Origin of the sequence: Actinoallomurus oryzae, from assembly GCF_039541955.1 — a bacterium.
Classification (GTDB): Bacteria; Actinomycetota; Actinomycetes; order Streptosporangiales; family Streptosporangiaceae; genus Actinoallomurus; species Actinoallomurus oryzae.
This window is the reverse complement of record NZ_BAABHF010000050.1, coordinates 78,170-103,139: the sequence shown is the minus strand read 5'-3', so window position 1 is coordinate 103,139 and position 24,970 is coordinate 78,170. Positions and strand designations below refer to the sequence as shown.

Below are 24,970 nucleotides of genomic sequence, written 5' to 3'. Positions count from 1 at the left end.
CCCGCCGATGATGTACGAGAAGTATCACATCGCTCAGGAATCCTCCTTCGTCGGAGGAGGTGACCGCCGCCGCGCGTATTCGCTTCCCTCGCTTCGCTCGGTCAGAAGCGGTGCCGCTCCGCTGAGACGAGCGCGCCGTCGGCGACGTGCAGCACCCAGAAGCCGCCCTTGGGCAGCCGGGGATCCTCCGGCGCGGGCGCGCCGAGCGTCTCGCAGGCGCGCTCGACCAGTTCGGGCACCAGTTCGCCATGGGTGCAGACGAGCGCCGCGACGCCCTCGCCGATGAGCCGGGCGAACCGGCCGCCCGCCTCCTTCGAGGCGCCCATCGGCGTGCCCATCGAGAACGCCCAGTCGGTACGGATGTCGGTGCTCATCCGCGCGGCGTACGGCAGCACGGTCTCCACGCAGCGCGCGGTCGCGGAGCTGAACACCCGGGCCGGGCCGTACGCCGCCAGCGTCTCGGCCAGCGCGGCGGCCCCGGCACGACCGCGCTCGTCGAGGGGCCGCAGCCCGTCGTCGCCGTCCCACGCGCGCTTGTCACCGGCCGAGGTGTGCCGCAGCACGATGTACGGCGTGGTCCGGCTGGGGCCGGAGGCGAACTCGCGCAGCAGGTCGGCGTCGTGCTCGTAGCTCAGCCGCCGCTCGGCCTCGGGCACCGGCAGCCACTCGACCCGGTCGATCTCCTCGTTCGGGCGGAAGTCGCCGCCATCTCCGGTGGCCGCCCAGTAGTCGACGCGCTTGGGCCGGCGCTCCTTCTCATACTCGCGCGCGGGCAGGCGGCGGCCCAGGACCGGCCGGACGCCGCTCTCCTCCCAGACCTCGCGTACGGCCGTACGGAGCACGTGCTCGCCGTCCTTGGCCTTGCCCTTGGGAAAGGACCAGTCGTCGTACCTGGGCCGGTGGACCAGCGCGACCTCGGGACCGCTCTCTCCGGGCCGCCACAGGACGGCGCCCGCCGCCCGGATCGGGTCGGGGCCATCACCCATCGACGGTCCTCCATCGCCGCGTCCGCATGAGGTGGGTCTGGATGTGCGTGGAGCCTCCGTGCCGGGTCCAGTCGCCGTCTTCGTTCAGCAGCCAGCACTGGGTGTCCATGCCCATCGCCAGGTCGAAGCGGCCCAGCAGGTCCGCGCAGTGGTTCCGGTCGGTGACGCGGACGAGCACCTCGACGCGGCGGTCGAGGTTGCGGTGCATGAGGTCGGCGCTGCCGATCCACACCTCCGGCTCGCCGCCGTTCTCGAAGGCGTAGATGCGCGAGTGCTCCAGGAAGCGGCCGAGGACGCTGCGCACCTGGATCGTCTCCGACAGCCCGCTCACGCCGGGCCGCAGCGCGCAGATGCCACGCACCCAGATGTCGATCGGCACGCCCGCCTGCGACGCGCGATACAGCGCGTCGATGATCACTTCGTCCACGAGGGCGTTGCACTTGAAGCGAATGCGCGCTGGCCGGCCTCGCAGCTGGTTGTCGGTCTCCCGCTCGATGCGCCTCACCAGGCCGGCGCGCAGGGAGTACGGCGCGACCAGGAGCCGCCGGTACTCGGTGTCACGCGTGTAGCCGGTGAGGTGGTTGAACAGGTCCGTGACGTCCTCGCCCACCTGCGGGTCGGCGGTGAGCAGGCCGTAGTCCTCGTAGATGCGGGCGGTCTTGGGGTTGTAGTTGCCGGTGCCGATGTGGCAGTAGCGGCGCAGGGTCCCGTCGGACTCCTCGCGGACGACGAGGGCCAGCTTGCAGTGCGTCTTGAGGCCGACGAAGCCGTAGACGACGTGGCAGCCGGCCTGCTCCAGCTTGCGTGCCCAGGTGATGTTGGCGCGCTCGTCGAACCGCGCCTTGATCTCCACCACCACGACGACCTGCTTGCCCGCCTCGGCCGCGTCGATGAGCGCGTCGATGATCGGCGAGTCGCCGCTCGTCCGGTAGAGCGTCTGCTTGATCGCCAGCACCTGCGGGTCGGCGGCGGCGTCCTCGATGAGCCGCTCGACGCTCGTCGTGAACGAGTCGTACGGGTGGTGCACGAGCACGTCGTGGTCGCGCAGCGTGGCGAAGATGTCGGTGTCGTGCGGGAGGGCCGCCTCCGAGGGCACGAACGGCGGGTACTTCAGCTCGCTGCGGTCCAGGTCGGCGATCGCGTCGAGGCCGCCGAGGTCGAGCGGGCCGGGCACCCGGTAGACCGAGCTCTCGTCCAGGCCGAGCTCGGTGGTCAGCAGTTCGAGCACCTCCGGGGTGATCGACTCCTCGACCTCCAGCCGGACGACCGGGCCGAAGCGGCGGCGCAGCAGCTCGCGCTCCAGCGCCTGGAGGAGGTTCTCCGCGATGTCCTCGTCCACCTCGAGATCCTGGTTGCGGGTGACGCGGAACGCGTGGTGCTCGAGGATCTCGGTGCCGGTGAACAGCTGCGGGAGGTTCTCGGCGATCACGTCCTCGAGCGGGACGAACCGCGACGGTGACGCCTCCAGGAATCTCGGCAGCAGCGGCGGCACCTTGACCCGGGCGAAGAGCGTCTCCTCGGTCTCGGGGTCGCGGACGACGACGGCGAGGTTGAGCGACAGGCCGGAGATGTAGGGGAACGGGTGCGCCGGATCGACGACGAGTGGCGTGAGCACGGGGTAGATCCGCCGCCGGAACAGGCGGTGGAGCTCCTCCTTCTCGGTGTCGGCCAGCTCATCCCAGCGCAGGATCTCGATGCCCTCCTTGGCGAGGGCGGGCAGGATCTCGTCGTGGAAGCAGGCGGCGTGCCGGAGCATCAGCTCGTGGGCGACCTCGGAGGTGCGGGCGAGCACCTCGCGCGGCTGCCGGCCGCTCGCGGTCTGCACGGCGATCCCGGTGGCCATGCGCCGGGTCAGCCCGGCCACCCGGACCATGAAGAACTCGTCCAGATTGCTGGCGAAGATCGAGAGGAAGCGGACGCGTTCGAGCAGGGGAAGATCGGGGTCGCCGGCCAGGTCCAGCACACGCTGGTTGAACCGCAGCCAGCTCTCCTCGCGATCAAGAAACCGGTCTTCGGGGAACTCGCCTTCCACCTCGGAGAATTGTCCGGCTTCGACACTCATGACAGATATGCTCCCCGTCCAATCTGAACTTGAAGCCAACGGGGGCTTACCTTCCTGCTACCCAGGCGGCCCGATCGCTCAGGGAGAGATCGTGCGGCTCCGGGGGCCCGCGCGCAGCACCTGTGAGGGCAACGTGTGGCCGACCATCGTCTCCGCCCTCGCGGCGACGTCGATGAGGGCATCGAGGTCGACGCCCGTGGCCACGCCCATGTCCTCCACCATGTGAACCAGTTCTTCGGACGCGATGTTCCCGGTCGCCCCGGGGGCGTAGGGGCAGCCGCCCAGGCCACCGACGCTGGCGTCGAAGTCGGCCACGCCCAGCTGGAGCGCCGCGAGCACGTTCGCGAGGCCCGTGCCCCGGGTGTTGTGGAAGTGCAGGTTGAGCGAGGTCTCGGGGTTGGCCATGCGGAACTCCCCGACCAGCCGGGTCACGCGCGCCGGGGTCGCCATGCCGGTCGTGTCGCCGAACGAGGCGCTGTCCGCCCCGTCGCGCACCGCCCGCGTGGCGGTCGCGACGACCCGCTCGACCGGCACGTCACCCTCGTACGGGCAGCCCCACGCGGTGGAGACGATCACCTGGCAGGTGGCGCCACGGCCGTGCGCGAGATCGATGATCTTGGTGATGTCGTCGAGCGACTCCTCGGTGGAGCGACCCACGTTCTTGCGGTTGTGCGTGTCGGAGGCCGAGACCACGACCTCCAGCTCGGTGAAGCCGGCGTCCAGCGCGCGCTCGGCACCACGGAGGTTGGGCACCAGGGCCGAGTAGCGTACGTCGCCGGCGCGGCGCACCCGGCTCCACACCTCGTCGGCGTCCGCCATCTGCGGGATCGCCCTCGGATGCACGAACGACACGGCCTCGATGCGGCCGACGCCCGTACGCGACAGGGCGTCGATCAGCTCGACCTTGGCCTCCGTCGGTACCGGCTCCTCGTTCTGCAGACCGTCGCGGGGCCCCACTTCACGCAGCGAGATCCGGGCGGGCAGGTCGCTCATGAAATCCCACCTCCTGCCCGCCAATGTAATGCGCGCCCGCGCCGCCCGGAATCACGCGCTCAGCGCCGGTCGCCGGCGAGGGCGAACCAGGCGCCCGCCACGAGGCACACCCCGGCGGACAGGAACAGCGCGTACTCCGTCCCGTGGCCGAGCACGGCACCCATGGCGGCGACCCCGAGCGTCGCCCCGGTCTGGCGTACGGCGTTCAGCGTCCCGCCCGCCGCGCCGGCCGTCCCCTCCGGCGCGACGTCGAGGATGGCCGCGACCAGCGAGGGCAGCACGAGCGAGACGCCGAACCCGGTCAGCAGCAGCCCGGCGGCGAGCACGGCGTACCCGGCCCCGGCGGCGACCGCCCAGCCGAGCGCGGCACCGCCCAGCGTCAGCAGCGTCATCCCCGCCAGGATCGGCGGACGGGGTCCGACCCGCGCGACGATCCGGCCGGTCACCGGCGGGTTCGCCACGAACGGCAGGGTGAGCGGCAGGAAGGCCAGCCCGCTGACGGCCGCGCCGAGGTGCCGCTGCTCCTGGAGCAGCAGCGGCAGCACGAACAGGCCACCGTTCAGGGCGAAGTTCACCGCCGCCCCGGCCGCCAGCCCGGCCCGTACCCCACGCGCGCGCAGCAGCACCCGGTCGAGCACCGGCGCCGCGCTGCGCCGCTCCAGGACGGCGAACCCGGCCGCAGCGAGCACCGTGGCCGCCCCGGACCCGGCCACGTGCGCCCAGGAGCGGGCGCCGGCGGCGATCAGCGCGTCGGTCAGCAGCGCCAGCACGGCGCAGGCGGCGAGCTGGGCCGCCCAGTCGATCCGCCGGTCGCCGCGGGGGCAGTGCACCGCGGGCCCCGCGACCAGCGCGAGGACGGCCAGCGCGATCGGCACGTTCACCCAGAAGATCGCACGCCAGCCCACGAGGTCGACCAGCACGCCGCCGGCGATCGGGCCCGCCGCGACCGCGGCGCCGCTGACGGACGCCCAGACCGCGACGGCCCGGGTGCGCTCGGCCGGCACCGGGTAGAGCCGCGCGATCATCGCCATCGACGCCGGCACGCACGCCGCACCGGCGACGCCGAGCACCACCCGCAGCGCGATGAGGACGCCCAGCGCCGGCGCGAACGCCGACAGCAGCGAGCCGAGCCCGAACACCGCGACCGCGACGCGGAACACCCGGTGCGCCCCGTACCGGTCGGCCACGGCCCCCGCCGACAGCAGCAGCGCCCCGAACACCACGGTGTAGCCGGTCGTCGCCCACTGCAGGCCGGACACCGAGGTGTGCAGCGAGGCGGCCAGGTCCGGCTCGGCCACCGACAGCACGGTCATGTCGAGCAGCACCATGAAGTAGCCCAGAGCGATGCCGAAGAGCGCGAGCCCGTGCCCGGTCGTCTCCCGGGCGGGAGATCTCAGAGTGGTCATGCGCCCCACTGTCCGGATCGGGCCGCGCGCGCTCCACCGGCCCGTCCGCACGCCCGTTCGGAATTTCCGAACGCCACGGCGGGGTTGCGATGGCCATGGAGTTCCACCAGCTACGGATCTTCGAGGCCGTCGTACGCCACCGGACCGTGACCGACGCCGCCGTCGCGCTCGACCGCGCGCCCTCCAGCGTGTCCGCGCAGATCCGCGCCCTGGAGCGGTCGCTCGGGGTGCCGCTGTTCGAGCGGACCCCGACGGGGATGCGGCCGACCGGGGCGGGCGAGCGGCTGCTGGTCTGGGCCCGCCGCCTCCTCGCCCAGGCCGAACAGGCGCGCGCCGAGGTGGCCGGGCGGTCCCGGCAGGTACGGCTCGGCGCGCTGGAGACCATCGCCGCCACGTACGTGCCCCGCGTGCTGGCCCGGCTCGCCGAGCGCCGCCCCGGCGTCGAGGTCGAGGTACGCCCCAGCGTGAGCCGCGCCGACCTGCTGGCGGACGTCATCGCGGGGCGGCTGGAGGCGGCCCTGGTCCTGGACACCGGTGAGGCCCTCGGCGACCTGGGCTTCCCCACCCCGCCGGAGCCGCTGACCTTCCTCGACGTGGACGAGGTGCCGCTCACCCTCGTCGCGGCCCCGCGCCACCCGCTGGCCGGGCGCGCCGGCCTGACCCCGGCCGACCTGGCGGAGGAACGCCTGCTCGTCAACGCCCCGAACTGTTCGTTCCTCATGGCCGCGGACCGGGTCGTGGGTCCCGGCCCGGAGCGCGTCTGGACCGGCGGTGTCCCGGTGATGCGCGCCTGGGCCGAGCAGGGCCTCGGCGTCGCGCTGCTTCCGGAGTTCGCGGTGGCGTCCGCCCGCGACGCCGGCACCCTCACCCGGCTCGACCTGCCGGCCCCCGCGCTGAGCCTGCGTCTCGTCTGGCGCGGCGACCAGGAGGACGTGCCCGGCCTCCGCGACGTCCTCTACGCCGCCTGCGCCTGACGCGGGGCTAGCGTTCGGACGTGATGGCCTTCACGAGCCCGTCGGAGGTGAAGCCGACCGTGAGGGTGTGGCCCTCCGGAAAACGCCCCTGGATCACGTCCGGAGCCTCGGCGATCATCCCGCCGTAGTGGGCGATGAGGCCCCGGACGACCCGGCGATGGTCGGACGGGAAGACCTCGACGGCCCTCATCACCAGGCCCGCGGCCTTGATCGGGTCGTAGGCGGCGACGGGCAGCTCCGGATCGTCGAGGTGGAAGTACACCGAGCCCCTGCCGTCGTTGATCCGGACGCTGTGGACACCGTTGCCGCCGAGCAGCGCGCCCGCGGCGATGGCCATCGTGGTCGCGGCCTGGTGTGGTTGCGGGAAGCCGGACAGGTTCAGGCATCCGATCGTGAGTTCGGGGAGGTCGTGGTCGCGGCCGTACTCGCGGATGGCCCGCAGCGGCCCGACGGCGGGATGGTCGTCGCCGTAGTGCTGGTTGGCCCACGCCCACAGCCAGGTCCGGTCCAGGTCCGAGAAGCTGCCGAGCAGCGTGACGCCGTGGTAGGTGCGACCCCCGGTGGTCAGCGTCCGCTCATCGACGTCGAAGCTGACGTAGCCGTCGCCCAGGGCCTCGCCCAGCAGGTCCTGCTGGTGGATCGCCGCGACCGAGCCCTGGCTCGCGAACGCCTCGAACCGCGGACTGTAGGTGCCGAGCCCGTACAGGGCATTCCGCCAGAACACGGCCAGGTCCCGGTCACCGCGCCCTTCGTACGACTCGGCGAGCACGCCGGCGGCGGTCGCGTCGCCGAACTCCTCCACCGCCCGCCGCAGCCACGTGGCGGCCGACTCCTGGTCGCCCTGACGCCTGAACTCGACCGCGAGGCTGTAGGCGGCCTTGGGCTCGCCGAGGTCCGCGGCCCGCCGCCATGCCGCCACCTGCGCCTCCGTGTCGCCCAGATCCCGCCGGACGTGCCCGAGGTTGTAGGCGGCGCCCGCATTGCCCCGGTCGGCGGCGCGCTCGTACCACTCCGCGGCCGTAGCGAGATCGCCCTCGCCGCCGTCGTCGTAGAGCCTGCCGAGGTTGAACGCGGCCTTGTCGGAGCCCAGCTCCCAGGCACGGCGGAAGAGATCCATGGCGGCGGGCAGGTCCCCACGGTTCTCCAGGAGCGCCGCGAGGTTGAGGGTTCCGCTTCGGTCACCGCCGTCGGCGGCCCGCCGGTACCATCGCTCGGCCTCGTCCTGGTCGCCCCGGCTCTCCTCCAGGTAACCCATCTCGAAGGCGGCGGCGGCCACGCCCTGCTCGGCGGCACGCCGGTACCAGGTCTCCGCCCCGGCGTCGTCACCGCGGTCGGCCAGGCCGTTGCCGAAGTGGTACGCGGCGACGGGGTCTCCGGCCTCGACCGCCTGCCGGAACAACTCTTCGGCCTCCGCCCACCGGCCCTCACGCTCGGCCTCTCGCGCACGCTCACGGAGTCCGACCGCCGCGGGCGGGTACTGGTCATCGGTCATGAGGGAAATCTCCATGAACGGTCATCGACTGGCGTGTGGACGGATCGCAGGTGCTAGGACGGGTCGTGCTTTGAGGTGATGCCGCTGACGAGCCCGTCGGAGGAGAACCCGACCGTGAGGGTGTGACCGTCCGGGAAGTGCCCCTGGATCACGTTCGGGCCCTCCGCGATCCGCGAGCCGTAGTGGGCGACGAGACCCCGGACGACCCGGCGGGGATCGGACGGGAAGACCTCGACGGCCCTCGTCACCAGACGCGGGGCGGCGAGCGGATCGTAGGCGGCGACGGGCAGCTCCGGATCGTCGAGATGGAAGTACGCCGAGCCCTGCCCATCGTTGATCCCGCAGCTGTGCACGCCGTTGCCGCCCAGCAGCGCCCCCGCGGCGATCGCCACCGTGGTCCCGGCCTGGTGCGGATTCGGAAACCCGGAAAGGTCGAGGCGCCCGACCGTGAACTCGGCGATGTCGTGGTCCCGGCCGTACTCGCGGACGGCGCGCAGCGGCTCCACGGCCGGGTGGTCGTCCTGGTAGTGATCGTTGGCCCACGCCCACAGCCACGACCGGTCCAGGTGCGAGAAGCTGCCGAGCAGCGTGACACCGTGGTAGGTGCGGCCCCCCGTGGTCAGCGTCCGCTCGTCGACGTCGAAGCTGACGTCGCCGTCGCCCAGGGCCTCGCCCAGCACGTCCTGCCGGTGGATCGCCGCGACCGCGCCCTCGCTCGCGAACGCCTCGAACTCCGGGCTGTAGGCGCCGAGCCCGTACGGGACATCCCGCCAGAACCGGGCCCGGTCCCGGTCGCCGTCCCTTTCGTAGATGTCAGCGAGCTTCCCGGCCGCCGCCCTGTGCGCGAAGTCCTCCACCGCCCGGCGCAGCCACACGACGGCCGATTCCTTGTCGCCCTTCTCCCTGAATATCAGCCCGAGGCTGTAGGCGGCCTTGGGATGCTTGAGCTCCGCGGCCCGCTGCCAGGCCTTCACCATCGCGGCTTCGTCACCCTGGTCGCGCCGGACGTGCCCGAGGTTGTACGCGGCGCCCGCGTTGCCCCGCTCGGCCGCACGCTCGTACCACTCGGCGGCCAGCGCGAGATCGCCCTTGCCGTCGTCATCGTGGATCTTGCCGATGTTGAACGCGGCCCTGTGCTCGCCGAGGTCCCAGGCACGGCGGTAGAGGTCCATGGCCTCGGACAGGTCGCCCCGGTTCTCCAGGAGCACCCCCAGGTTGAGGATCCCGCTGCGGTGACCTCCGTCGGCGGCCTGCCGGTACAGCCGCTCGGCCTCGCCCAGGTCGCCCTGGCGCTGCTCCTCGTAGCCGATCTCGAAGGCGGCGGCGGGCACGCCCTGTTCGGCGGCGCGCCGGTACCATGCGTTCGCCCCGTCGCGGTCGCCATGGTCGAGCAGGCCGAGACCGAGTTCGTACGCGGCGACGGGGTGCCCGGCCTCGAAAGCCTGACGGAACAGCGCCTCGGCCTCCGCCCACCGGCTTTCGCGCTGCGCGGCCAGGGCGCGCGCACGCAGTTCGACCGCGGCGGGCGGGTACTGGGCGTCGGTCATACGAGAAGCCTCCACAGATGTCGGCGTGACGGGCGGATCAAGTATTGGATCATGACTACCGACGCGCGCGGCCGTGGCCGCGTTCCCGGCCGATCCGGATCTATCGGCGCCGGAGGACGTACGGCTGGACCATGCCGAGGCCGTGGGCGCGGCGGCGGGTGATGCGCGTCAGGTCGTACGCGTCGTCCTCGCGCAGCTCTCCGGCCATGCCCGCGTCGACCAGAGCCGTGCCCGGGCGGGCCATCGCGGTGAGCCGGCTGGCGAGGTTCACCGTGGTGCCGAACACGTCGCCGCGCAGCGGCAGCACCGGGCCGTACGCCATGCCGACCCGCACGTCGGGGATGCCCTCGTCCTCGCGTACCGCCTCCGCGACGGCCAGGCCGATCTCGGCACCGGTCCGTGCGGTGTCGGCGCTGAACAGCACTTCGTCGCCGAGGGTCTTCACGAGCCGCCCGCCGTGCTCGGCGACGACGTCCGAGGCCGTCTCCTCGAACCGCTCCACGAGCCGGGCCAGCTCGCGTTCGTCCAGGTCGCGGCTCGTACGGGTGAACGCGACCAGGTCGGCGAAACCGACGGCCGCCCGCGTCTGGAGCTCCTCGGTGTCCTGCGCGGCGAGCAGCCGTGCGCCGGCGGCGGCGAGCTGCCGGCGCCAGGCATGCGTGATCAGGGGTTCGAGATCGGCCAGGCGGCTCTCGGCGTTGGCCGTGATCACCCGCAGGGTCTCGGGGTCCGGTGGTTCGAGCGGGTCGGTCATCGTCTCGACGAGGATGTCGACCTGCCATTTCGCGAGCCGCGCCATCGTCTGCCCGACGGCGCGGGACATGCGGAGCGTGATCTCCTCGTCGAGCATGCCACTGGCCCGCAGCCCGGCGACCCCGGCGAGCGCGGCCACGTCGCCCTCGGTGAAGGCGACCACGCCGTCGGGGACGTGCGGGAACCCCAGGGCACGCCAGAGCCGCCGGGCGAACTCCTCCGACACCCCGGCGGCCTGGATCGCCTCCAGCCTGGTGTAGCGCAGCTCACCACCGAGGAGCAGCTCCTCAAGCCGACGCGGCCCCGGCAGTTCGCTCATCGCCTCGTGACCACGGTCACGGGCGGATGCCGTCGCCGTCCGTCAGCTCCTCGACGAGGCGGTACAGCTGGTTCTGGGCGTACTCGACCCGCGGGATCTTCTTGAGGACGAGCTGGCCGTTCTCACCGCCGGACTCGACCACGAGCGTGCCGGTGCCGAAGATCCGCTCGATCAGGCTGTGCGAGAAGGACACGTCGTTCACGCGGGTCAGCGGGATGTCGCGGCCGGAGCGGGACAGGATGCCGTGGCGCATCACGAACCGGCGGTTCGTCAGCGTGTAGCTGGTCGTGACCCAGCGCAGGAAGGGCAGAAAGCCGACCACGATGATCGCCACGACGCCGACGGCCGCGACGATCAGACGGATGAGCGTCTGAGAGTCCCCGTCCGGGATGAAGAAAATGATCACCCCCGCCACGACGACCGTGACGATCGCCCAGAAGATCGTCGAAACGAGCGTCGACCAGTGAGGATGAAATTCGAGGATGATCCTTTCATCCTCGGTCAACGAATTCTTCGGAAGACCCATGGCGGATATCTTGACAGAAATCGCCTGGGCGGCGTGCCGTGAACACAATGAAAGGGTCGCTCAGGTGGCGACGCGGATGATGATGAACGTCAGGGCGAACAGCCACACCGTCCCGCCGCCGATCGCCCCCGCGATCGCGGTGTCCACCGCGTACTCCTGCTCCTCGTGCGACGTGCGGTAGCGGATCCAGCCGTTCGCCGCGAGGTGGCCCAGCCAGGGCGCGAGCAGCGCCGGCAGTCCGGCGGCGAACCACCGCACCCGGCCCGCGCCGTGCAGGGCCATGCTCACCTCGAGCCCGACCAGCGTCAGGATCACCGCGACGGCGAACCCGAGCACGCCCATCCGGGCGTAGCGGCCGGCGAGGGGGTGGTCGACCGGCTCGCGCACCCGCCGGCGCGCGTCGTTCAGCAGCACTTCGGCGTCGGGCCCGCGTGCGATCCGGTCGGCCGGCTCGGGCAGCGGCCCGGTCACGTGCGGGCCGAACCGCGTGGTCAGCTCCCGCCAGATGCCGGCCGCGCGCTCCTCGAGACCGTCGAGATGCGCCCACTCCTGCTCGACCGAGGCGTACGTCGCGGTGCGCCGCTCCTCGGCCTCGGCCAGCCGCCGCCGGGCGTCGTCGGCGGCGTGCAGCAGCCGGCCCGCCTCGGCCGCCAGCTCCTTGTACGCCCGCCGCGCCGCCAGCGGGTCGACCACCTGGTGCGTGCTCATGGATCGCTCGCGCTCCTCACTCACTCCGCGGGCCACCTCGTCCCTCGGCCGCCCACGCCGCTCGCTCGTGCGTCATCGCGTCACTCACCCTGGTCGCTCAGTACGGTGAACGGGATGATCGGCTGTGGCGCGCTGCCGGTGCGCTGGTCGTAGAAGAGCGCACGCCGCTTCCGCGGAGTCCAGCTCTGCAACTGCCCGCCCGGCAGCGGTGTCAGCTCGCTGTCGCGTACGTCCAGGGCGACCCACGCATCGACCGTGCGCACCGGGCCGGTGCGCTCCACGACGTCGGAGCGCAGCCGGTCGACCGTGCGCCACCAGCCGAGCACGTGCATCTGGCCGTCGGGCCCGTGCTCGGCCAGCCGCCGCACCGCGGCGCGCAGCGGCGCCGAGCGCGCGGTCGCGGCATCCACCGCGAACAGCGCGAAGTACACCGGCACCGGCCGGTCGCCCGGCTCGGGCAGCTCGGTCACGACCTCCACCCGGTGCCCCTCGTCGGCGAGCCAGCGTGCCAGCCGCGCGACGCGGGGGTCCGCCTCGCCCTCGAACAGGGCGAACTCCGCCGACCCGGGCGCGTGCCCGCGGGCCAGGGAGATCACCGCCGAGGACAGCACGTCGTACGCCTCGTCGGCGCGGGTGCCGATCACCGCGAGGTTGCGGCCCGGGTTGCGGTCGAAGCGCACGGTGGCGGCGCTGCCGGCCAGGTCGATCAGCTGGCCCACGACGCCCTCGCCCGGCGGCCGGACCGGCACGCTCATCAGCTCGGGCACGTGGGCGCCGTCGAAGATGCGCGGCGGCGCGAGCTGCTCGGGCCGCTGCTGCCACAGCTCGCGCTGGAGCTTGTCGAAGGTGCCGGGCGCCCCGGCGTCGGGCAGCCGGGCCACGCGGTTGGCCTGCCGCGCCCCCGACTCGGCGTTGACCACGGCGCAGAACCGCGCGACCTGCTGGGCGGCGAGGTTGTCATCGGCCAGGATGCGCCGCGCCTTGGGCAACGCGACGCGCAGCGTGAACTGGTCGAGGATCGCGCCGCGTCCCCAGAGGGCCTGCACGCCGCCGACGTTCTGGCTGGCGAGGACCAGGTGGATGCCCTGCGACCGGCCGCGGCGGGCGAGGTCGTTGAGGAGGTACAGCGACTCGTCGGTGAGCCGGCCGGACTGCTGGATCAGCACCTGGAACTCGTCGATCACCGCGACGATGCGCGGCCAGTGGCCGTCGGGGTCGGCGGCGCGCAGCTCCTCGATCTTGGTGACCTCGTGCTCGCGTGCGGCGGCGCCGCGGCGTTCGAGCTCGTGGCCGAGGAAGCGCAGCAGCGCCAGGCCGAACTCGCGGTCCTGGTTGATATTGACGCCGATGAGCCGGGCGTGCGGCAGCCACGTCTTGTCGGTGCGCCCGCTGGCCAGCCGCGCGAACGACACGCCCTCCTTGAAGTCGAGCAGGTAGAACTCCAGCTCGTCCGGGCTGTAGCGGGCGGCCAGCGAGCCGATCAGGGCGTACAGGAAGTTGGTCTTGCCCGAGCCCGGCGGCCCGCCGACCAGCGCGTGCACCGGGTCGTCGCCGAGCAGCACCTCGACCGCCTCGTACCGGTCGACGTCCTCGCCGATCGGCGCGCGGACGCCCGGCGCCGACGACTCCTCCCACACCCGTGGCGGCAGCAGCTCGGCGAAGCGCGGCGGGTCGCGCTCGATGCCGACCCACCGGGCGGCGCGCTCGCAGACCGCGCGGACGAGCTCGGGCGGCGGCGGCTCGGCGGCGACGTCCAGGTCGCCGGTCATCGACGTCCGCACCGTGCCGTCCGCGCCGACCTCGATCGTCTCCAGGCCGGGTGCGTGCTCCAGCGCGACGTCGCGGCAGATCACGTGGATGCCGCAGGCGGCACCGGCGTGCATCACGCTCTCCAGGTGGGCGATCTCGTCGTCGCGCAGGCCGCGCACCGGGGCCTGCACGATCACCACCCGCCAGGGCTCCGGCCGCCGTCCGTTCTGGGCGGCGGCGAGCTCGGCGAGCGAGGCGTGCCCGCCGCCCAGGACGTCGCGCTGGATCCGCCGGATGTCGCGGTCGAGCGACCCCAGGAGGTCCTTCAGCTCCTCGACGCCGTACACCGTGAGCAGGCCGGGCCGGGACAGCGCGTGGAAGCCGCCGAGGCCGGCGCCCAGCCGACGCGGGTCGTACAGGCTGATCCGCACCGTGCCCGGCCGCGTCGTCGCGACGATGCGGACCAGCAGGGAGTCGACGATCGCGTCGGCGGTGGCCAGGTCGTCGCCGGCGACGCGCAGGTGGCCGGCGTCCAGCAGCGGCACGAGCGCGGGGATCCGCCCGTCGATCGACCCGACGCGGTAGAGACAGGGTCCGTCGTCGCTCGGCTCCGGCTCGGACGGCCACCGGGTCCACGGGGCCGAGGCCGCACCGGGGGCGACCTCGCCGGCGTACCGCCGCCAGCGTTCGAGGACCGTCTCGGTCTCCGGGCCGCTCGTCGCCTCGGCCTCCGCGCGGGCGCGTTCGACGGCGGCCTCCGACCCGGCGATCGTCTCGTCGAGGTCGTCCCTGCGCGCGCGGATCGTCGCGCGTGCTCGCCGGACGTCCTGCCGCACCGCAGCGAGGAGCTCAGCGGGCTTTAATGTCATTTTTGGGTCCTGGAACGGTGCACGCGCGTCGGTCGACTCAAAGCCCGTCGGAGTATTTGTTGGCCTCTTCCACCGCTGCGGCGATCTGCGCCTGGCATTCGCCGATGCTCTCCACCGCCTGCCCCATCGCCCCCAGGGAACCCTCCAGCGCGTCGTGCTCGCTGCCCTGCGCCACGGCCACCAGGAACTGCAGTGCGGCCTCGGCCCGGCCACCGGCCTCGACGAGCAGCTGCACGGCCTGCTCCGCCTCTTCGCCGGCCTGGGCGATGGCGCCCTTGACCTCCGCAACACTGGCCATGCAAGAACCTCCGGGGGGACGGATTACTTAATCATTAAACCGGCGCGGTGGGGGCCGGTCCAGTTGACGTCAACTACCGGACATGTACGACATCTCCCGCATTGAGAAGATGCTCGCCATCGTCCGTACGGACCACCAGACGGCCGGCCTCCTCGACGTCGGTGGCCTCCCCGACGAGCGCCGAACCGTCGGGCAGCTCGACGCGCACCCGCCGGCCGAGCGTGCCGCACATCGCCCGGTACGCCTCGCGCAGCGGCGCCTCCCCGCGCGTACGAAGCTCGTCGTGGCGGGTCTCCAGCGCGCGCAGGATCGCGCGGAGCAGCGGATCGCGGTCGGCGGGCGTCTCCTCGATGACCAGCGAGGTCGCGGTCGGGACCGGCAGCTCGTCCGTACGGAGGCTGACGTTCAGCCCGATGCCCACGACCACCCCGGTCTCCACCCGCTGGGCCAGGATGCCGGCCAGCTTGCGGTCGCCGATCAGCACGTCGTTGGGCCACTTGAGCGTGGCCTCGGCCATCCGGCCGCGGCCGACGCCCTCGACCTCGGCGAACCCCCGCAGCGCCGACACGACCGCGACGCCGGCCACCAGCGGCAGCCAGCCCAGCCGCGTGACGGACTCCTCCTGCGGGAGCAGGACGGAGAACGCCAGACCCGACCTCGGCGGCGCCGACCACGTGCGGCCCATCCGGCCACGGCCCGACGTCTGCGCCTCCGCGACCAGCACCAGACCCGGCTCGGCGCCCTCGCGGGCCAGGTCCGCCAGGTCGGCGTTGGTCGACCCGGTCTCCTGCACCACGCGGATCTCACGCCAGAGCCCGCCGGGCCGGACCAGCGCGCGGTTCAGCGCCCGCGCGTTCAGTGGCGGCCGGTCAAGGTCGGTGTACGGGGAGTGACTCACAGGAGAAACCCTAGAGGATTTGACGTGCTCCCCGTCCTCAGGGACGGGCGTCGCTCCTGGACGGACCCGGCGAGCCGGGCGGGACACGGCCTGCGAGCGAAGGCGGCGCGGTGTCGCGGAGCATGGTCGCCGAGCGGACGAGCGATGCGACCGCCGGGGAGCGGCTGCTCGGCGGCCAGGCGATCACCGTGGTGACGTCCGGCGCGTCGACGACGGGCACCGCGACGTGTTCGGGCCACTGCCAGGCACGGCTGGAGGCGGGGATGACGAGCAGCGTCTTGCCCAGCGCCACGAGCTGGGCGAGCTGCAACTGGGTGCGCACCTCCGGCCCGGGCCCGTCCGGGTAGGACCCGTCGAGCCGGGGCCATCGAGCGATCGGCAGGTCCGGCACGTCGCGGACCTCCGCCAGCGTGAGTTGATCTCGCGACGCGAGCGGATGCCCCGCGGGAAGGATCGCGACCTGGCCTTCGACATAGAGGTCCTCGGTGTCGAACCCGGCGAGGTCGTCGAACGGGCGATGCATGATCGCCACGTCGGCGTGCCCGTCGCGGAGCAGCCGCGCCTGCTCGCCGACCTCGCACAGCAGGACCTCGACCGGTGCCGCACCGGGTTCGTTCGCGAGCGTGTCGAGGAGCCGGCGCAGCAGCTCGTGGGACGCCCCGGCCTTCGTCACGAGCACCAGCGACCGCTTCGCGTCCCCGGCGCGCCGGGTCCGGCGCGCGGCGGCCGCGACCGCGTCGAGCGCCGCTCCGGCCTCCCGGAGCAGCACTGCCCCGGCGCCGGTGAGCGCCACGCCACGACGGTCCCGCTCGAAGAGCTGGACGCCGAGCCGCCGCTCCAGCCGGCGGATCGCGCGCGAGAGCGGCGGTTGTGCCATCCCGAGCCGGTCGGCGGCGCGCCCGAAGTGCAGTTCCTCGGCGACCGCGACGAAGTATCTGAGCTCGCGGGTCTCGAGATCGTCCACGCGGGCAGCCTACCGACTGATACCCGGTGAGTATCACAGCCGACTGAGGCGGTCTTGGACGACGAGTGCGCCGCTCGCCGAACATCGATCGAGTGAACGACACGAAGACCGCGCTGGTCACCGGCGCGAACAAGGGAATCGGTCTCGCCATCGCCCAGGGCCTCGGGGCGATCGGCTTCACGGTCGCGGTGGGGGCTCGCGACGATGCCAGGCGCGAGGCGGCCGTCGAACGGCTGCGTGCGGCGGGCGTCGACGCGTTCGGGGTCGCCCTCGACGTCACCTCCGACGACAGCGTCGCAGCGGCTGCGGTCACGATCGAGCGGACGGCGGGGCGGCTCGACGTGCTCGTCAACAACGCGGGCATCGGCGGCCGGACCGACGGTGGCGCGCAGGACCCGACAACGCTCGACCTCGACGTCGTCCGCACCGTCCTGGAGACGAACGTGTTCGGGATCGTCCGGGTGACGAACGCGATGCTCCCGCTGCTCCGCCGCGCGGACTCGCCGCGCATCGTCAACATTTCGAGCAACATGGGCTCGCTGACGCTGCGGACCGGCCCGATCATGGCCGCGTACGCACCGTCGAAGTCGATGCTCAACAGCGTCACGGCACAGTACGCCCGCCGGCTCGCCGACACGAATGTCATCGTGAACGCCGCCTGCCCCGGCTACGTGGCGACCGACTTCACCGGCTTCAACGCGCAGCGGACGCCCGAGCAGGGTGCCGCGATCGCGATCCGGCTCGCCACCCTGCCGGATGACGGACCGCGCGGCGGCTTCTTCGACGATGAGGGCGTCGTCCCCTGGTGACCCCGCACTCGCGCGCGAGGTGATCGGTCAGCGCGGGTCCTTGCCCGAGACGCCGACGCCGAACTCGAACTCGCGGTAGACGCGGGCCCAGAACCCCTCGCGCAGCCAGTCGCGCGCCTCCTTGTACGGGCGCAGCGAGTAGCCGAGCTCCTTCTCGCCCTCGATCAGCAGCTCCTTGTCGATGACCGTGGGCAGCATCTTGCCGGGCAGCAGGTCACGGATGTTGTCGCGGCCCCGGGTGAGGATCCACTTGTGTGCGATGTGCTCGCCGATCTCCTCCATCTGCTGGCGCGACGGACCGAGCTTGGCGACCGAGCCCGCCTGGGCGACCTGCTGGCGCACGGACGCCGGAGTCGGCACCGGCCGGGGCGGGCGTCCGCCGAACACCGCCGTGGGCGACGGGATCGGGGGCGCGGCGGGCGCCTCCTCGGTCTCCTCCCGCGTGGTGTCGAGCTCGAAGTAGGGCTTGACGAACTCGGCGTCCACCACGTCGACGGTGTCGGACTCCCAGATCAGGCGCTCGGCCTGGTTGGTGCCGTACGGTGGCTCGACGCCCCACAGGTGGATGCGGACGCCGTAGGTCTGCGCCGCCTCCACCGCGGGCACCATGTCCTCGTCGCCGGCGATGAGGATCGCGTCGGTGACGGCCCCGTGCCGGGCGAGCGTCTCCAGGTCCTCACGGATCTGGGCGTCGACGCCCTTCTGCTGGTTGTGCTTGTTGAGGTTGCCGAGGCGGAGTTTGACCCGGGGCAGCGGCGCCACGACCCGCTGGTCGATCGTGGGCACGCGGTCGCGCGCCGCGTCGAACCAGTAGACGCGCAGCAGCTCACCGCGCATGCAGGCGGCGGCGCGATCCTCCAGCGCCTTGATCAGTCCTTCGGCGTTCACCCGGTAGGACCGCCGGGAGGAGATGCCGAACAGCAGGTCACCCGCCGCGGCGTAGAGGTATCCGACATCCACGAGGATGGCGAACCGCGGAAGCGGCGAGAGGTGAGGCACTGGGTCGCGAACAGTCATCACCCCTGACTCTAGGTTAAACAGAGCTCTCCGTCCCGGGTTGCTTCCTTTTACCGGTGCTACAACTGCTTGCGCATGTGCACCACATGTCGGCCGTTCAGAGACTCTCGTCCCGTCTCACGGTAGCCCAGCGACTCGTACAGCCCGATGTTGGAGACCATCTTCTCGTTCGTGTAGAGCCGCAGCGCGGACAGGCCCAGCGACCGGGCCCGGAACTCGGCGAACGCCATGAGCCGCCGCCCCAGGCCGCGTCCCTGCCGGTCGGGCCGGACCGCGACGTTGTCCACCAGCAGGACGTCGCCGTCGGTCTCCAGCACGATCAGCGCGTCGACCTCGCCGTTCTCGAGGACGTGGACGCGGCCCCGCTCGATGAGGTCGCCGTAGTCGGCGACCATCGGGAGCGGAACCGCGCCGATCGCCTCGACCCACGGCTCGTAGGCCGTGCGTACGATCGCCTCCACCGCAGCGCGGTCGGGGGCCTCGGCCTGCCTGATGCCCATGACGTCAGTCAACCGCCTGTTCGGCCGGGATCATCCCGTGTTCTGCAGACCCGCGGCGACACCGGCCGCGGCGAGCAGCAGGAGGTCCTCGACCTTCGCCCGCTGGGCGTCGTCCTCGATCCCCGCGCGCAACTCCTGGAGCGCACGCAGCTGCAGGTGGGACAGCGCGTCCACGTACGGGTTGCGCAGCTCCACGGCGCGGGACAGGACGTTGCGGTCCTCCAGCAGCCGGGTGTGGCCGGTGACCTGGAGCACGAGGGCGCGAGTGCGGTCGTACTCCGCCAGCACCGCCGCGGCGAGGTCCGGCCGGTCGCCCAGGTCGAGGTAGCGCTCGGCGATGGCCCGGTCGGTCTTGGCCAGGCTCATCTCCGCGTTGTCCAGGAGCGCGGCGAACAGCGGCCACGAGGCATAGGCCTCGCGCAGCTCGTCCAGGTCGTCCGCGGCGGCCAGCCCGCTGCCCAGGCCGTACCAGCCCGGCAGGTTGACCCGCGTCTGGGTCCAGGAGAACACCCACGGGATGGCCCGCAGGTCCTCCAGCGAGGCGGTCGCCTTGCGCCGCGACGGGCGCGAGCCGAGGCGCAGGCCGCCGATCTCGTGCAGTGGGCTGACGCACGCGAACCAGTCGGCGAAGCCCTCGGCCTCGACCAGCGACCGGTACGTCTGCTCGGCCGCCGCGCTGATCCGGTCGGCCAGCGGGCGGAACCGCTCGGCCGCCTCCAGCGCGCGCTCCTCGATGCCGGGCGTGGAGGCCAGCAGGACCGCGCTGGTCACCTGCTCGACGTGCCGCCGGGCGATCTCCTTGTGGCCGTACCGGGCGAAGATCACTTCACCCTGCTCGGTCACCTTGAACCGCCCCGCGACCGAGCCGGGCGCCTGGGCCAGCACCGCACGGTTGGCCGGGCCGCCGCCACGGCCGAGCGCGCCGCCACGACCGTGGAAGAGCGTGAGCCGGATGTCGTGGCGCGCCGCCCACGAGGCCAGCGCCGCCTGCGTGTCGTACAGCTTCAGCGTCGCCGTCGTCGGGCCGAGCTGCTTGGCCGAGTCGGAGTAGCCGAGCATGACCTCCAGGCGGCGGCCGGTCTCCAGCAGCCGGCGGCGTACGGGCGCCAGGCGCAGCATGCCGTCCAGCACCGCCGGGGAGCGGTCGAGGTCCTCGCCGGTCTCGAACAGCGGCACGACGTCGAGCACCGGCGGCTTGCCGCCGACGGCCGCGTGCTCGGCCAGCTCGTAGACGGCGGCGATGTCCTCGGCCGTACGCGTGAAGGAGATGACGTACCGGCGGCAGGCGTCGGCGCCGAAGCGCTCCTGCACCCAGGCGATGACGCGCAGCGTGTCGAGGACCTCCTCGGTCTGCTCGCTCAGCTCGCCACCCGCGCGGATCTCGGTCAGCGCCTGCTCGTGCACGCCGGAGTGCTGGCGGACCTCCAGCTCGGCGAGGTGGAAACCGAACGTCTCCACCTGCCAGATCAGGTGCTGCAGCTCCCCGTACGCCTGGCGTACGGCACCGGCCTCGACCAGGGAGTCCTGCACGATGCGCAGGTCGGCGAGCAGGTCGGCCGGCGCGCGGTAGCCCAGGTCGGCGTTGCGCTTCCGGGTCGCCTCGATGCGCTCGGCGGCGTAGAGCAGGAGCTGGCGGTGCGGCTCGCCGGGCGAACGCTTGCCGATGTCGGCGATCAGGTCCGGCTGGGACGCGCGGGCGCCCGCCAGCGCGCCGCGCAGGGCCGCCGAGGCCGGCGTGGTGCCCTCGTGCGTGGTCAGCGTGCGGCCGACCCGGGTGCAGGCGGCGCCGAGGGCGCGCAGGACGTGGTCGGCCTGGATGCCGATCGCCTCGCGGGTGATCTGCGCGGTGACGTACGGGTTGCCGTCGCGGTCGCCGCCGATCCAGCTGCCGAACCGCAGGTACGGGCGGGCCAGCGGGGGCCGCGCGCCGGTGCCCGGCGCCAGCGCCGTGTCGAGGGACCGGTAGATCGTCGGGACGACGCGGAACAGCGTCTCATCGAAGATCGCCATCGCCGTACGGACCTCATCGAGCGGGTCCGGCTTGGTGCGGCGCAGCGGCGACGTGCGCCACAGCAGGTCGATCTCCTCCAGCAGCCGCCGCGTGATCTCCTCACGCTCGCCGCTGCCCGCGCGGGAGTCGTTCAGCTCGCGCAGCAGGGCGCTGATGCGCAGGATGGCGGTGACCACGGCGCGGCGGCGCGCCTCGGTCGGATGCGCGGTGAGGACCGGGTGCAGCTCCAGATCGTCGAGGAGCCGGCCGATGCGCTCGTCGCCGATCCGGCGGACCGCGTCGGCGACGGACTCGCGCAGCGGCTCCTCGCCGGTGTCGCGCTCGCGCAGCGTACGGATCCGCTGGTGCTCTTCGGCGAGGTTCGTCAGGTGGAAGTAGACGGTGAACGCGCGCGCGACGAGCTCGGCGCGGTCCAGCGGCCAGCCGCTGACGATGGCGGCCACGTCGTCGACGTCCTTCTCGTCCCTGCGCGCGGCGATCACCGCGTGCCGCAGGGCCTCGACGTCGTCCAGCAGGTCCTGTCCGCCGTACTCGACGAGGACCTGTCCGAGAAGGGAGCCCAGCAACCGCACGTCGGCGCGCAGCGGCTCCGGCATCTGCTCGCGGGCGGAGTTTCGAGTCGACACGCGATTCAGCGTAGCCAGTCACGGTCGGTGCGCCGGATGGCGTCTCGCGGGCTGAGATCAACCCCCATCAGCGGCGCTCAAGACCGGCTGGCTACTCTGGCGAGATGGCCACGCAAGCCCCAGAGCCACTGCCCGCCGCCGAGATCGACATCCACACGACGGCGGGGAAGATCGCCGATCTGGAACGGCGCCGCTACGAGGCGGTGCACGCCGGGTCCGCGCGTGCGGTCGAGAAGCAGCACGCCAAGGGCAAGATGACCGCCCGCGAGCGGATCGACGCCTTCCTCGACGAGGGGTCCTTCGTCGAGTTCGACGAGATGGCGCGGCACCGCGCCCACGGCTTCGGAGTCGAGAAGAACCGCCCGTACGGCGACGGCGTCGTCACCGGCCACGGCACGGTCGACGGCCGGCCGGTCGCGATCTTCTCCCAGGACTTCACCGTCGCGGGCGGATCGCTCGGCGAGGTGTTCGGCGAGAAGATCGTCAAGGTCATGGACCACGCGCTCAAGACCGGCTGCCCGGTCGTCGGCATCAACGACTCCGGCGGCGCGCGCATCCAGGAGGGCGTCGTCGCCCTCGGCCTGTACGCCGAGATCTTCAAGCGCAACACCCACGCCTCCGGCGTGATCCCGCAGATCTCGCTGGTGCTGGGCCCCTGCGCGGGCGGCGCGGTGTACTCCCCGGCCCTGACCGACTTCATCGTCATGGTCGACCAGACCTCGCACATGTTCATCACCGGTCCCGACGTGATCAAGACGGTCACGGGCGAGGAGGTGACGTTCGAGGATCTCGGTGGCGCGCACACGCACAACACCAAGTCCGGCGTGGCCCATCACCAGGCCTCGGACGAGCAGGACGCCATCGACTACGTCAAGGCGCTGCTGTCCTACCTGCCGTCGAACAACATGTCCGACGCGCCGGTGTACGACACGCCCGCGCCCCTGGAGATCTCCGACGAGGACCTCGAGCTGGACACCCTCATCCCGGACTCTCCGAACCAGCCGTACGACATGCACACCGTGATCGAGCACGTGCTGGACGACGGCGAGTTCCTCGAGGTGCAGCCGCTGTTCGCGCCGAACATCGTGTGCGGATTCGGCCGGGTCGAGGGCCGCTCGGTGGGGATCGTGGCCAACCAGCCGATGCAGCTGGCCGGCACGCTCGACATCGACGCCTCCGAGAAGGCCGCCCGGTTCGTGCGCACCTGCGACGCCTTCAACGTCCCGGTGCTGACCTTCGTGGACGTGCCCGGGTTCCTGCCCGGCACCGACCAGGAGTGGAACGGCATCATCCGGCACGGCGCCAAGCTGCTGTACGCCTACGCCGAGGCGACGGTGCCGCTCGTCACGGTGATCACCCGCAAGGCCTACGGCGGGGCGTACGACGTCATGGGCTCCAAGCACCTGGGCGCCGACGTCAACCTGGCGTGGCCGACCGCGCAGATCGCGGTGATGGGCGCGCAGGGCGCGGTCAACATCCTGTACCGGCGGGAGCTGGCCGCCGCCGACGACCCGGACACGCGCCGCGCCGAGCTGGTCACCGAGTACGAGGACACGCTCGCCAACCCCTACATCGCCGCCGACCGCGGTTACGTCGACGCGGTGATCAAGCCGTCGGAGACACGCGGTCAGATCGTCCGGGCCCTGCGCGCCCTCCGCGACAAGCGCAAGACGCTGCCGCCGAAGAAGCACGGCAACATCCCGCTGTAGATGGAGGTCCCCATGGCGCCGTTCCTGCAGGTCGTCCGGGGCGATCCGACGCCGGAGGAGATCGCCGCGCTGGTCGCCGTGCTGACCGCGCGCGCCCGTGCGGCGGCCGCACCGCCCGCGCCACAGCCGCGCTCGGCCTGGTCGGACCCCTCCCGGCGCCTGCGCCGCCCGCTGCCCCACGGCCCCGGCGCCTGGCGCGCCTCGGCCCTGCCCGACCGGCCGTAAGACCGCCGCGCTCGCACCTGTCCTCAGCGCGTCGGGTCCGCTGCCGGTCGCCGACGGTCTCATGGCGGCCACGGCGTACGTCAACGACTGGACGTTCGTCACGCGGAACGTCAAGGACGTCGAGCGGACCGGCGTGCGGACGCTCAACCCGTTCGATCCTGCCGCGTCCTCTTGACCAGGGCCCACCCCATGGCCCCGCCGTCGCCCGGCACCCGCGGCCGCTGTGCGCGCACTTCGCGTCTCCCCCGACGACACTGCTTCCTCTTCGCGGTTAACCGCTTACAATCCGTCGCCGAGCGAGTAGAGTCCGTCCTTTGTGGGGAAGTCCCGACGAACGCCCGGTGGCACGGTCGCCATGCCGCTGGCGCTCGTCGTGTTCGCCGGGCTGTTAAGCGGGTGCCGGTCGCCGGTGCCGTTCCGCGGTCGGCCCGGACCCGATGCCCCGGTCGCCGGGCTCGGCGCGCCCGTGCCGTACGTCCGGCCGACGCACTCGCCTCCCGTGGTCGACCAGCGCGGTGACCTGCCCGACGCGCCGCCGGACGTCTACGCCGCGACCCGGGCGGGGATGCTGAGCCCGGCCGTTCGCGGCATGCCCCGCCGGGTGTACGTCCCGGACGCGCGCGGCGCGGCGGTCGAGGTCATCGATCCGGCGACCTACCGCGTGCTGCGGCGGATCCCGGTCGGCCGCGCGCCGCAGCAGGTCGTGCCGTCGTGGGACCTGAAGACGCTGTGGGTGACCTCACCGCGCGGCCTGGTGCCGATCAACCCCCGCACCGGAAGGGCGGGCCGTACCGTGCCGGTGGCCGCGCCGTCGGACCTGTACTTCTCCGTCGACGGTCGTGAGGCCTTCCTGCTGGACTCCCGGCGCGGACGCATCGACGTCCGCGACCCGCACACGATGCGGCACCGCCGCACGCTGCGGATGCCGTGCGCGGGCCTGACCCGCGCCGACTTCTCCGCGACCGGTGACACGCTGGTCGTCGGGTGCGCGCGGTCCGGACGGCTGGTCCGGGTGGACCTGCGGCGGCACCGGGCGGCCGGCACCCTGAGGCTGGCGCGCGGCGCCGACCCCCAGGACGTCCGCCTGTCGCCGGACGGGCGGACCTTCTACGTGGCCGACGCCGCGCGGGGCGGGGTGTGGCTGGTCGACGCGGCCCGCTTCCGCAAGAGCGGCTTCATCCGTACGGGCCGGGGCGCCCACGGCCTGTACCCCAGCCGCGACGCCCGCGTGCTGTACGTGACCAACGGCGGCGCCCGGACGGTGTCGCTGATCTCGTTCGCTCGCCGCCGGGTGACCGCCCGCTGGCGCGTGCCGGTGTCACCCGACATGGGCGGCGTGTCCGCGACCGGACGGGTGCTGTGGCTGTCGGCGAAGGCGAACGACGCGGTCTACGCCTTCTCGACCCGTACGGGCCGCCCGCTGCGCAGGATCACGGTCGGCCCGGGCCCGCACGGCCTGTGCGTCCATCCCCAGCCCGGCCGCTTCTCCCTCGGCCACACCGGCAACTACCGCTGACCCGGTCCGGCTC

The 24,970-nt window shown here is 72.6% G+C and carries 21 protein-coding genes; 5 read left to right on the top strand and 16 right to left on the bottom strand.

Features of this window, described 5'->3' with window-relative positions; translation table 11 throughout:
- Positions 1–101 precede the first annotated feature (101 nt).
- From ABEA10_RS42270 to ABEA10_RS42255, 4 genes are all read right to left on the bottom strand, one after another.
- Positions 102–986 carry an NUDIX domain-containing protein gene (locus tag ABEA10_RS42270; RefSeq protein WP_345473903.1) on the bottom strand — a complete coding sequence of 295 codons (885 nt, stop codon included), beginning with the start codon at positions 984–986 and terminating at the stop codon, positions 102–104.
- Positions 979–3,048 carry an RNA degradosome polyphosphate kinase gene (locus ABEA10_RS42265; protein WP_345473901.1) on the bottom strand — a complete coding sequence of 690 codons (2,070 nt, stop codon included), beginning with the start codon at positions 3,046–3,048 and terminating at the stop codon, positions 979–981. Before ABEA10_RS42265 ends, ABEA10_RS42270 begins: the two co-directional genes overlap by 8 nt.
- 78 nt (positions 3,049–3,126) lie before the next feature.
- The gene (locus ABEA10_RS42260; protein WP_345473899.1) at positions 3,127–4,041 is read right to left on the bottom strand and encodes a hydroxymethylglutaryl-CoA lyase; all 915 of its coding nucleotides are present in this window, start codon (positions 4,039–4,041) and stop codon (positions 3,127–3,129) included.
- 59 nt (positions 4,042–4,100) lie between these two features.
- Positions 4,101–5,447, bottom strand: a complete 1,347-nt coding sequence (locus ABEA10_RS42255) for an MFS transporter (RefSeq protein WP_345473897.1) — start codon at positions 5,445–5,447, stop codon at positions 4,101–4,103.
- 89 nt (positions 5,448–5,536) lie between these two features.
- Here ABEA10_RS42255 and ABEA10_RS42250 point away from each other — a divergent pair, with 89 nt between their 5' ends.
- On the top strand, positions 5,537–6,421 hold the full coding sequence (locus ABEA10_RS42250) for a LysR family transcriptional regulator (protein ID WP_345473895.1): 885 nt from the start codon (positions 5,537–5,539) through the stop codon (positions 6,419–6,421).
- Positions 6,422–6,428: 7 nt separating this feature from the next.
- Here the strand turns inward: ABEA10_RS42250 and ABEA10_RS42245 are convergent, their stop codons facing one another.
- The 9 genes from ABEA10_RS42245 to ABEA10_RS42205 all read right to left on the bottom strand — a co-directional run bounded on the left by ABEA10_RS42245 (position 6,429) and on the right by ABEA10_RS42205 (position 16,544).
- Positions 6,429–7,913: a tetratricopeptide repeat protein gene (locus ABEA10_RS42245; protein ID WP_345473893.1), complete on the bottom strand. Its 1,485-nt coding sequence runs from the start codon at positions 7,911–7,913 to the stop codon at positions 6,429–6,431.
- Positions 7,914–7,966: 53 nt separating this feature from the next.
- Positions 7,967–9,460, bottom strand: a complete 1,494-nt coding sequence (locus ABEA10_RS42240; protein WP_345473891.1) for a tetratricopeptide repeat protein — start codon at positions 9,458–9,460, stop codon at positions 7,967–7,969.
- Between the two features lie 100 nt (positions 9,461–9,560).
- Positions 9,561–10,532, bottom strand: coding sequence for an adenylate/guanylate cyclase domain-containing protein (locus ABEA10_RS42235; RefSeq protein WP_345473890.1), 972 nt, complete (start codon positions 10,530–10,532; stop codon positions 9,561–9,563).
- Between the two features lie 16 nt (positions 10,533–10,548).
- Positions 10,549–11,037, bottom strand: coding sequence for a PH domain-containing protein (locus ABEA10_RS42230; RefSeq protein ID WP_329251244.1), 489 nt, complete (start codon positions 11,035–11,037; stop codon positions 10,549–10,551).
- Between the two features lie 81 nt (positions 11,038–11,118).
- Positions 11,119–11,766 (bottom strand): hypothetical protein, encoded by a 648-nt coding sequence (locus ABEA10_RS42225; protein WP_345473889.1) that lies wholly within the window; start codon positions 11,764–11,766, stop codon positions 11,119–11,121.
- 80 nt (positions 11,767–11,846) lie between these two features.
- On the bottom strand, positions 11,847–14,384 hold the full coding sequence (locus ABEA10_RS42220; protein WP_345473886.1) for an FtsK/SpoIIIE domain-containing protein: 2,538 nt from the start codon (positions 14,382–14,384) through the stop codon (positions 11,847–11,849).
- 37 nt (positions 14,385–14,421) lie between these two features.
- Positions 14,422–14,682 (bottom strand): hypothetical protein, encoded by a 261-nt coding sequence (locus tag ABEA10_RS42215; protein WP_285579353.1) that lies wholly within the window; start codon positions 14,680–14,682, stop codon positions 14,422–14,424.
- Between the two features lie 73 nt (positions 14,683–14,755).
- Entirely contained in the window at positions 14,756–15,580 is an 825-nt protein-coding gene (locus tag ABEA10_RS42210; protein ID WP_345473883.1) for a biotin--[acetyl-CoA-carboxylase] ligase, read from the bottom strand.
- Positions 15,581–15,617: 37 nt separating this feature from the next.
- Positions 15,618–16,544: a LysR family transcriptional regulator gene (locus tag ABEA10_RS42205; protein ID WP_345473881.1), complete on the bottom strand. Its 927-nt coding sequence runs from the start codon at positions 16,542–16,544 to the stop codon at positions 15,618–15,620.
- Between the two features lie 83 nt (positions 16,545–16,627).
- On the opposite strand from ABEA10_RS42205, the gene ABEA10_RS42200 reads away from it, so the two are divergent.
- Entirely contained in the window at positions 16,628–17,353 is a 726-nt protein-coding gene (locus tag ABEA10_RS42200) for an SDR family oxidoreductase (protein WP_345474045.1), read from the top strand.
- 27 nt (positions 17,354–17,380) lie between these two features.
- On the opposite strand, the gene ABEA10_RS42195 is transcribed toward ABEA10_RS42200, so the two are convergent.
- Genes ABEA10_RS42195 through ABEA10_RS42185 form a run of 3 tightly spaced genes read right to left on the bottom strand, consistent with a single transcriptional unit; the run spans position 17,381 to position 21,477 of the window.
- Positions 17,381–18,370, bottom strand: a complete 990-nt coding sequence (locus ABEA10_RS42195; RefSeq protein ID WP_329251228.1) for an NYN domain-containing protein — start codon at positions 18,368–18,370, stop codon at positions 17,381–17,383.
- Positions 18,371–18,429: 59 nt separating this feature from the next.
- The gene (locus tag ABEA10_RS42190) at positions 18,430–18,870 is read right to left on the bottom strand and encodes a GNAT family N-acetyltransferase (RefSeq protein ID WP_329251223.1); all 441 of its coding nucleotides are present in this window, start codon (positions 18,868–18,870) and stop codon (positions 18,430–18,432) included.
- 30 nt (positions 18,871–18,900) lie between these two features.
- Positions 18,901–21,477, bottom strand: coding sequence for a phosphoenolpyruvate carboxylase (locus ABEA10_RS42185; RefSeq protein WP_345474043.1), 2,577 nt, complete (start codon positions 21,475–21,477; stop codon positions 18,901–18,903).
- A gap of 134 nt (positions 21,478–21,611) precedes the next feature.
- Here ABEA10_RS42185 and ABEA10_RS42180 point away from each other — a divergent pair, with 134 nt between their 5' ends.
- The 3 genes from ABEA10_RS42180 to ABEA10_RS42170 all read left to right on the top strand — a co-directional run bounded on the left by ABEA10_RS42180 (position 21,612) and on the right by ABEA10_RS42170 (position 24,957).
- A complete protein-coding gene (locus ABEA10_RS42180; protein ID WP_345473876.1) occupies positions 21,612–23,216 on the top strand; it encodes an acyl-CoA carboxylase subunit beta in 1,605 nt (534 codons plus the stop codon).
- A 12-nt stretch (positions 23,217–23,228) separates the two neighbouring features.
- Positions 23,229–23,441: an acyl-CoA carboxylase subunit epsilon gene (locus ABEA10_RS42175; RefSeq protein WP_425551030.1), complete on the top strand. Its 213-nt coding sequence runs from the start codon at positions 23,229–23,231 to the stop codon at positions 23,439–23,441.
- Positions 23,442–23,757: 316 nt separating this feature from the next.
- Positions 23,758–24,957, top strand: coding sequence for a YncE family protein (locus ABEA10_RS42170; protein ID WP_345473875.1), 1,200 nt, complete (start codon positions 23,758–23,760; stop codon positions 24,955–24,957).
- The last annotated feature ends 13 nt before the right edge of the window (positions 24,958–24,970 follow it).

Bases quoted from the DNA above. Each gene is read 5' to 3' on its own strand.
- ABEA10_RS42270 (WP_345473903.1), bottom strand. From the start codon at position 986: ATGGGTGATGGCCCCGACCCGATCCGGGCGGCGGGCGCCGTCCTGTGG.
- ABEA10_RS42265 (WP_345473901.1), bottom strand. From the start codon at position 3,048: ATGAGTGTCGAAGCCGGACAATTCTCCGAGGTGGAAGGCGAGTTCCCC.
- ABEA10_RS42260 (WP_345473899.1), bottom strand. From the start codon at position 4,041: ATGAGCGACCTGCCCGCCCGGATCTCGCTGCGTGAAGTGGGGCCCCGC.
- ABEA10_RS42255 (WP_345473897.1), bottom strand. From the start codon at position 5,447: ATGACCACTCTGAGATCTCCCGCCCGGGAGACGACCGGGCACGGGCTC.
- ABEA10_RS42250 (WP_345473895.1), top strand. From the start codon at position 5,537: ATGGCCATGGAGTTCCACCAGCTACGGATCTTCGAGGCCGTCGTACGC.
- ABEA10_RS42245 (WP_345473893.1), bottom strand. From the start codon at position 7,913: ATGACCGATGACCAGTACCCGCCCGCGGCGGTCGGACTCCGTGAGCGT.
- ABEA10_RS42240 (WP_345473891.1), bottom strand. From the start codon at position 9,460: ATGACCGACGCCCAGTACCCGCCCGCCGCGGTCGAACTGCGTGCGCGC.
- ABEA10_RS42235 (WP_345473890.1), bottom strand. From the start codon at position 10,532: ATGAGCGAACTGCCGGGGCCGCGTCGGCTTGAGGAGCTGCTCCTCGGT.
- ABEA10_RS42225 (WP_345473889.1), bottom strand. From the start codon at position 11,766: ATGAGCACGCACCAGGTGGTCGACCCGCTGGCGGCGCGGCGGGCGTAC.
- ABEA10_RS42220 (WP_345473886.1), bottom strand. From the start codon at position 14,384: ATGACATTAAAGCCCGCTGAGCTCCTCGCTGCGGTGCGGCAGGACGTC.
- ABEA10_RS42215 (WP_285579353.1), bottom strand. From the start codon at position 14,682: ATGGCCAGTGTTGCGGAGGTCAAGGGCGCCATCGCCCAGGCCGGCGAA.
- ABEA10_RS42195 (WP_329251228.1), bottom strand. From the start codon at position 18,370: ATGACTGTTCGCGACCCAGTGCCTCACCTCTCGCCGCTTCCGCGGTTC.
- ABEA10_RS42190 (WP_329251223.1), bottom strand. From the start codon at position 18,870: ATGGGCATCAGGCAGGCCGAGGCCCCCGACCGCGCTGCGGTGGAGGCG.
- ABEA10_RS42185 (WP_345474043.1), bottom strand. From the start codon at position 21,477: ATGCCGGAGCCGCTGCGCGCCGACGTGCGGTTGCTGGGCTCCCTTCTC.
- ABEA10_RS42180 (WP_345473876.1), top strand. From the start codon at position 21,612: ATGGCCACGCAAGCCCCAGAGCCACTGCCCGCCGCCGAGATCGACATC.
- ABEA10_RS42175 (WP_425551030.1), top strand. From the start codon at position 23,229: ATGGCGCCGTTCCTGCAGGTCGTCCGGGGCGATCCGACGCCGGAGGAG.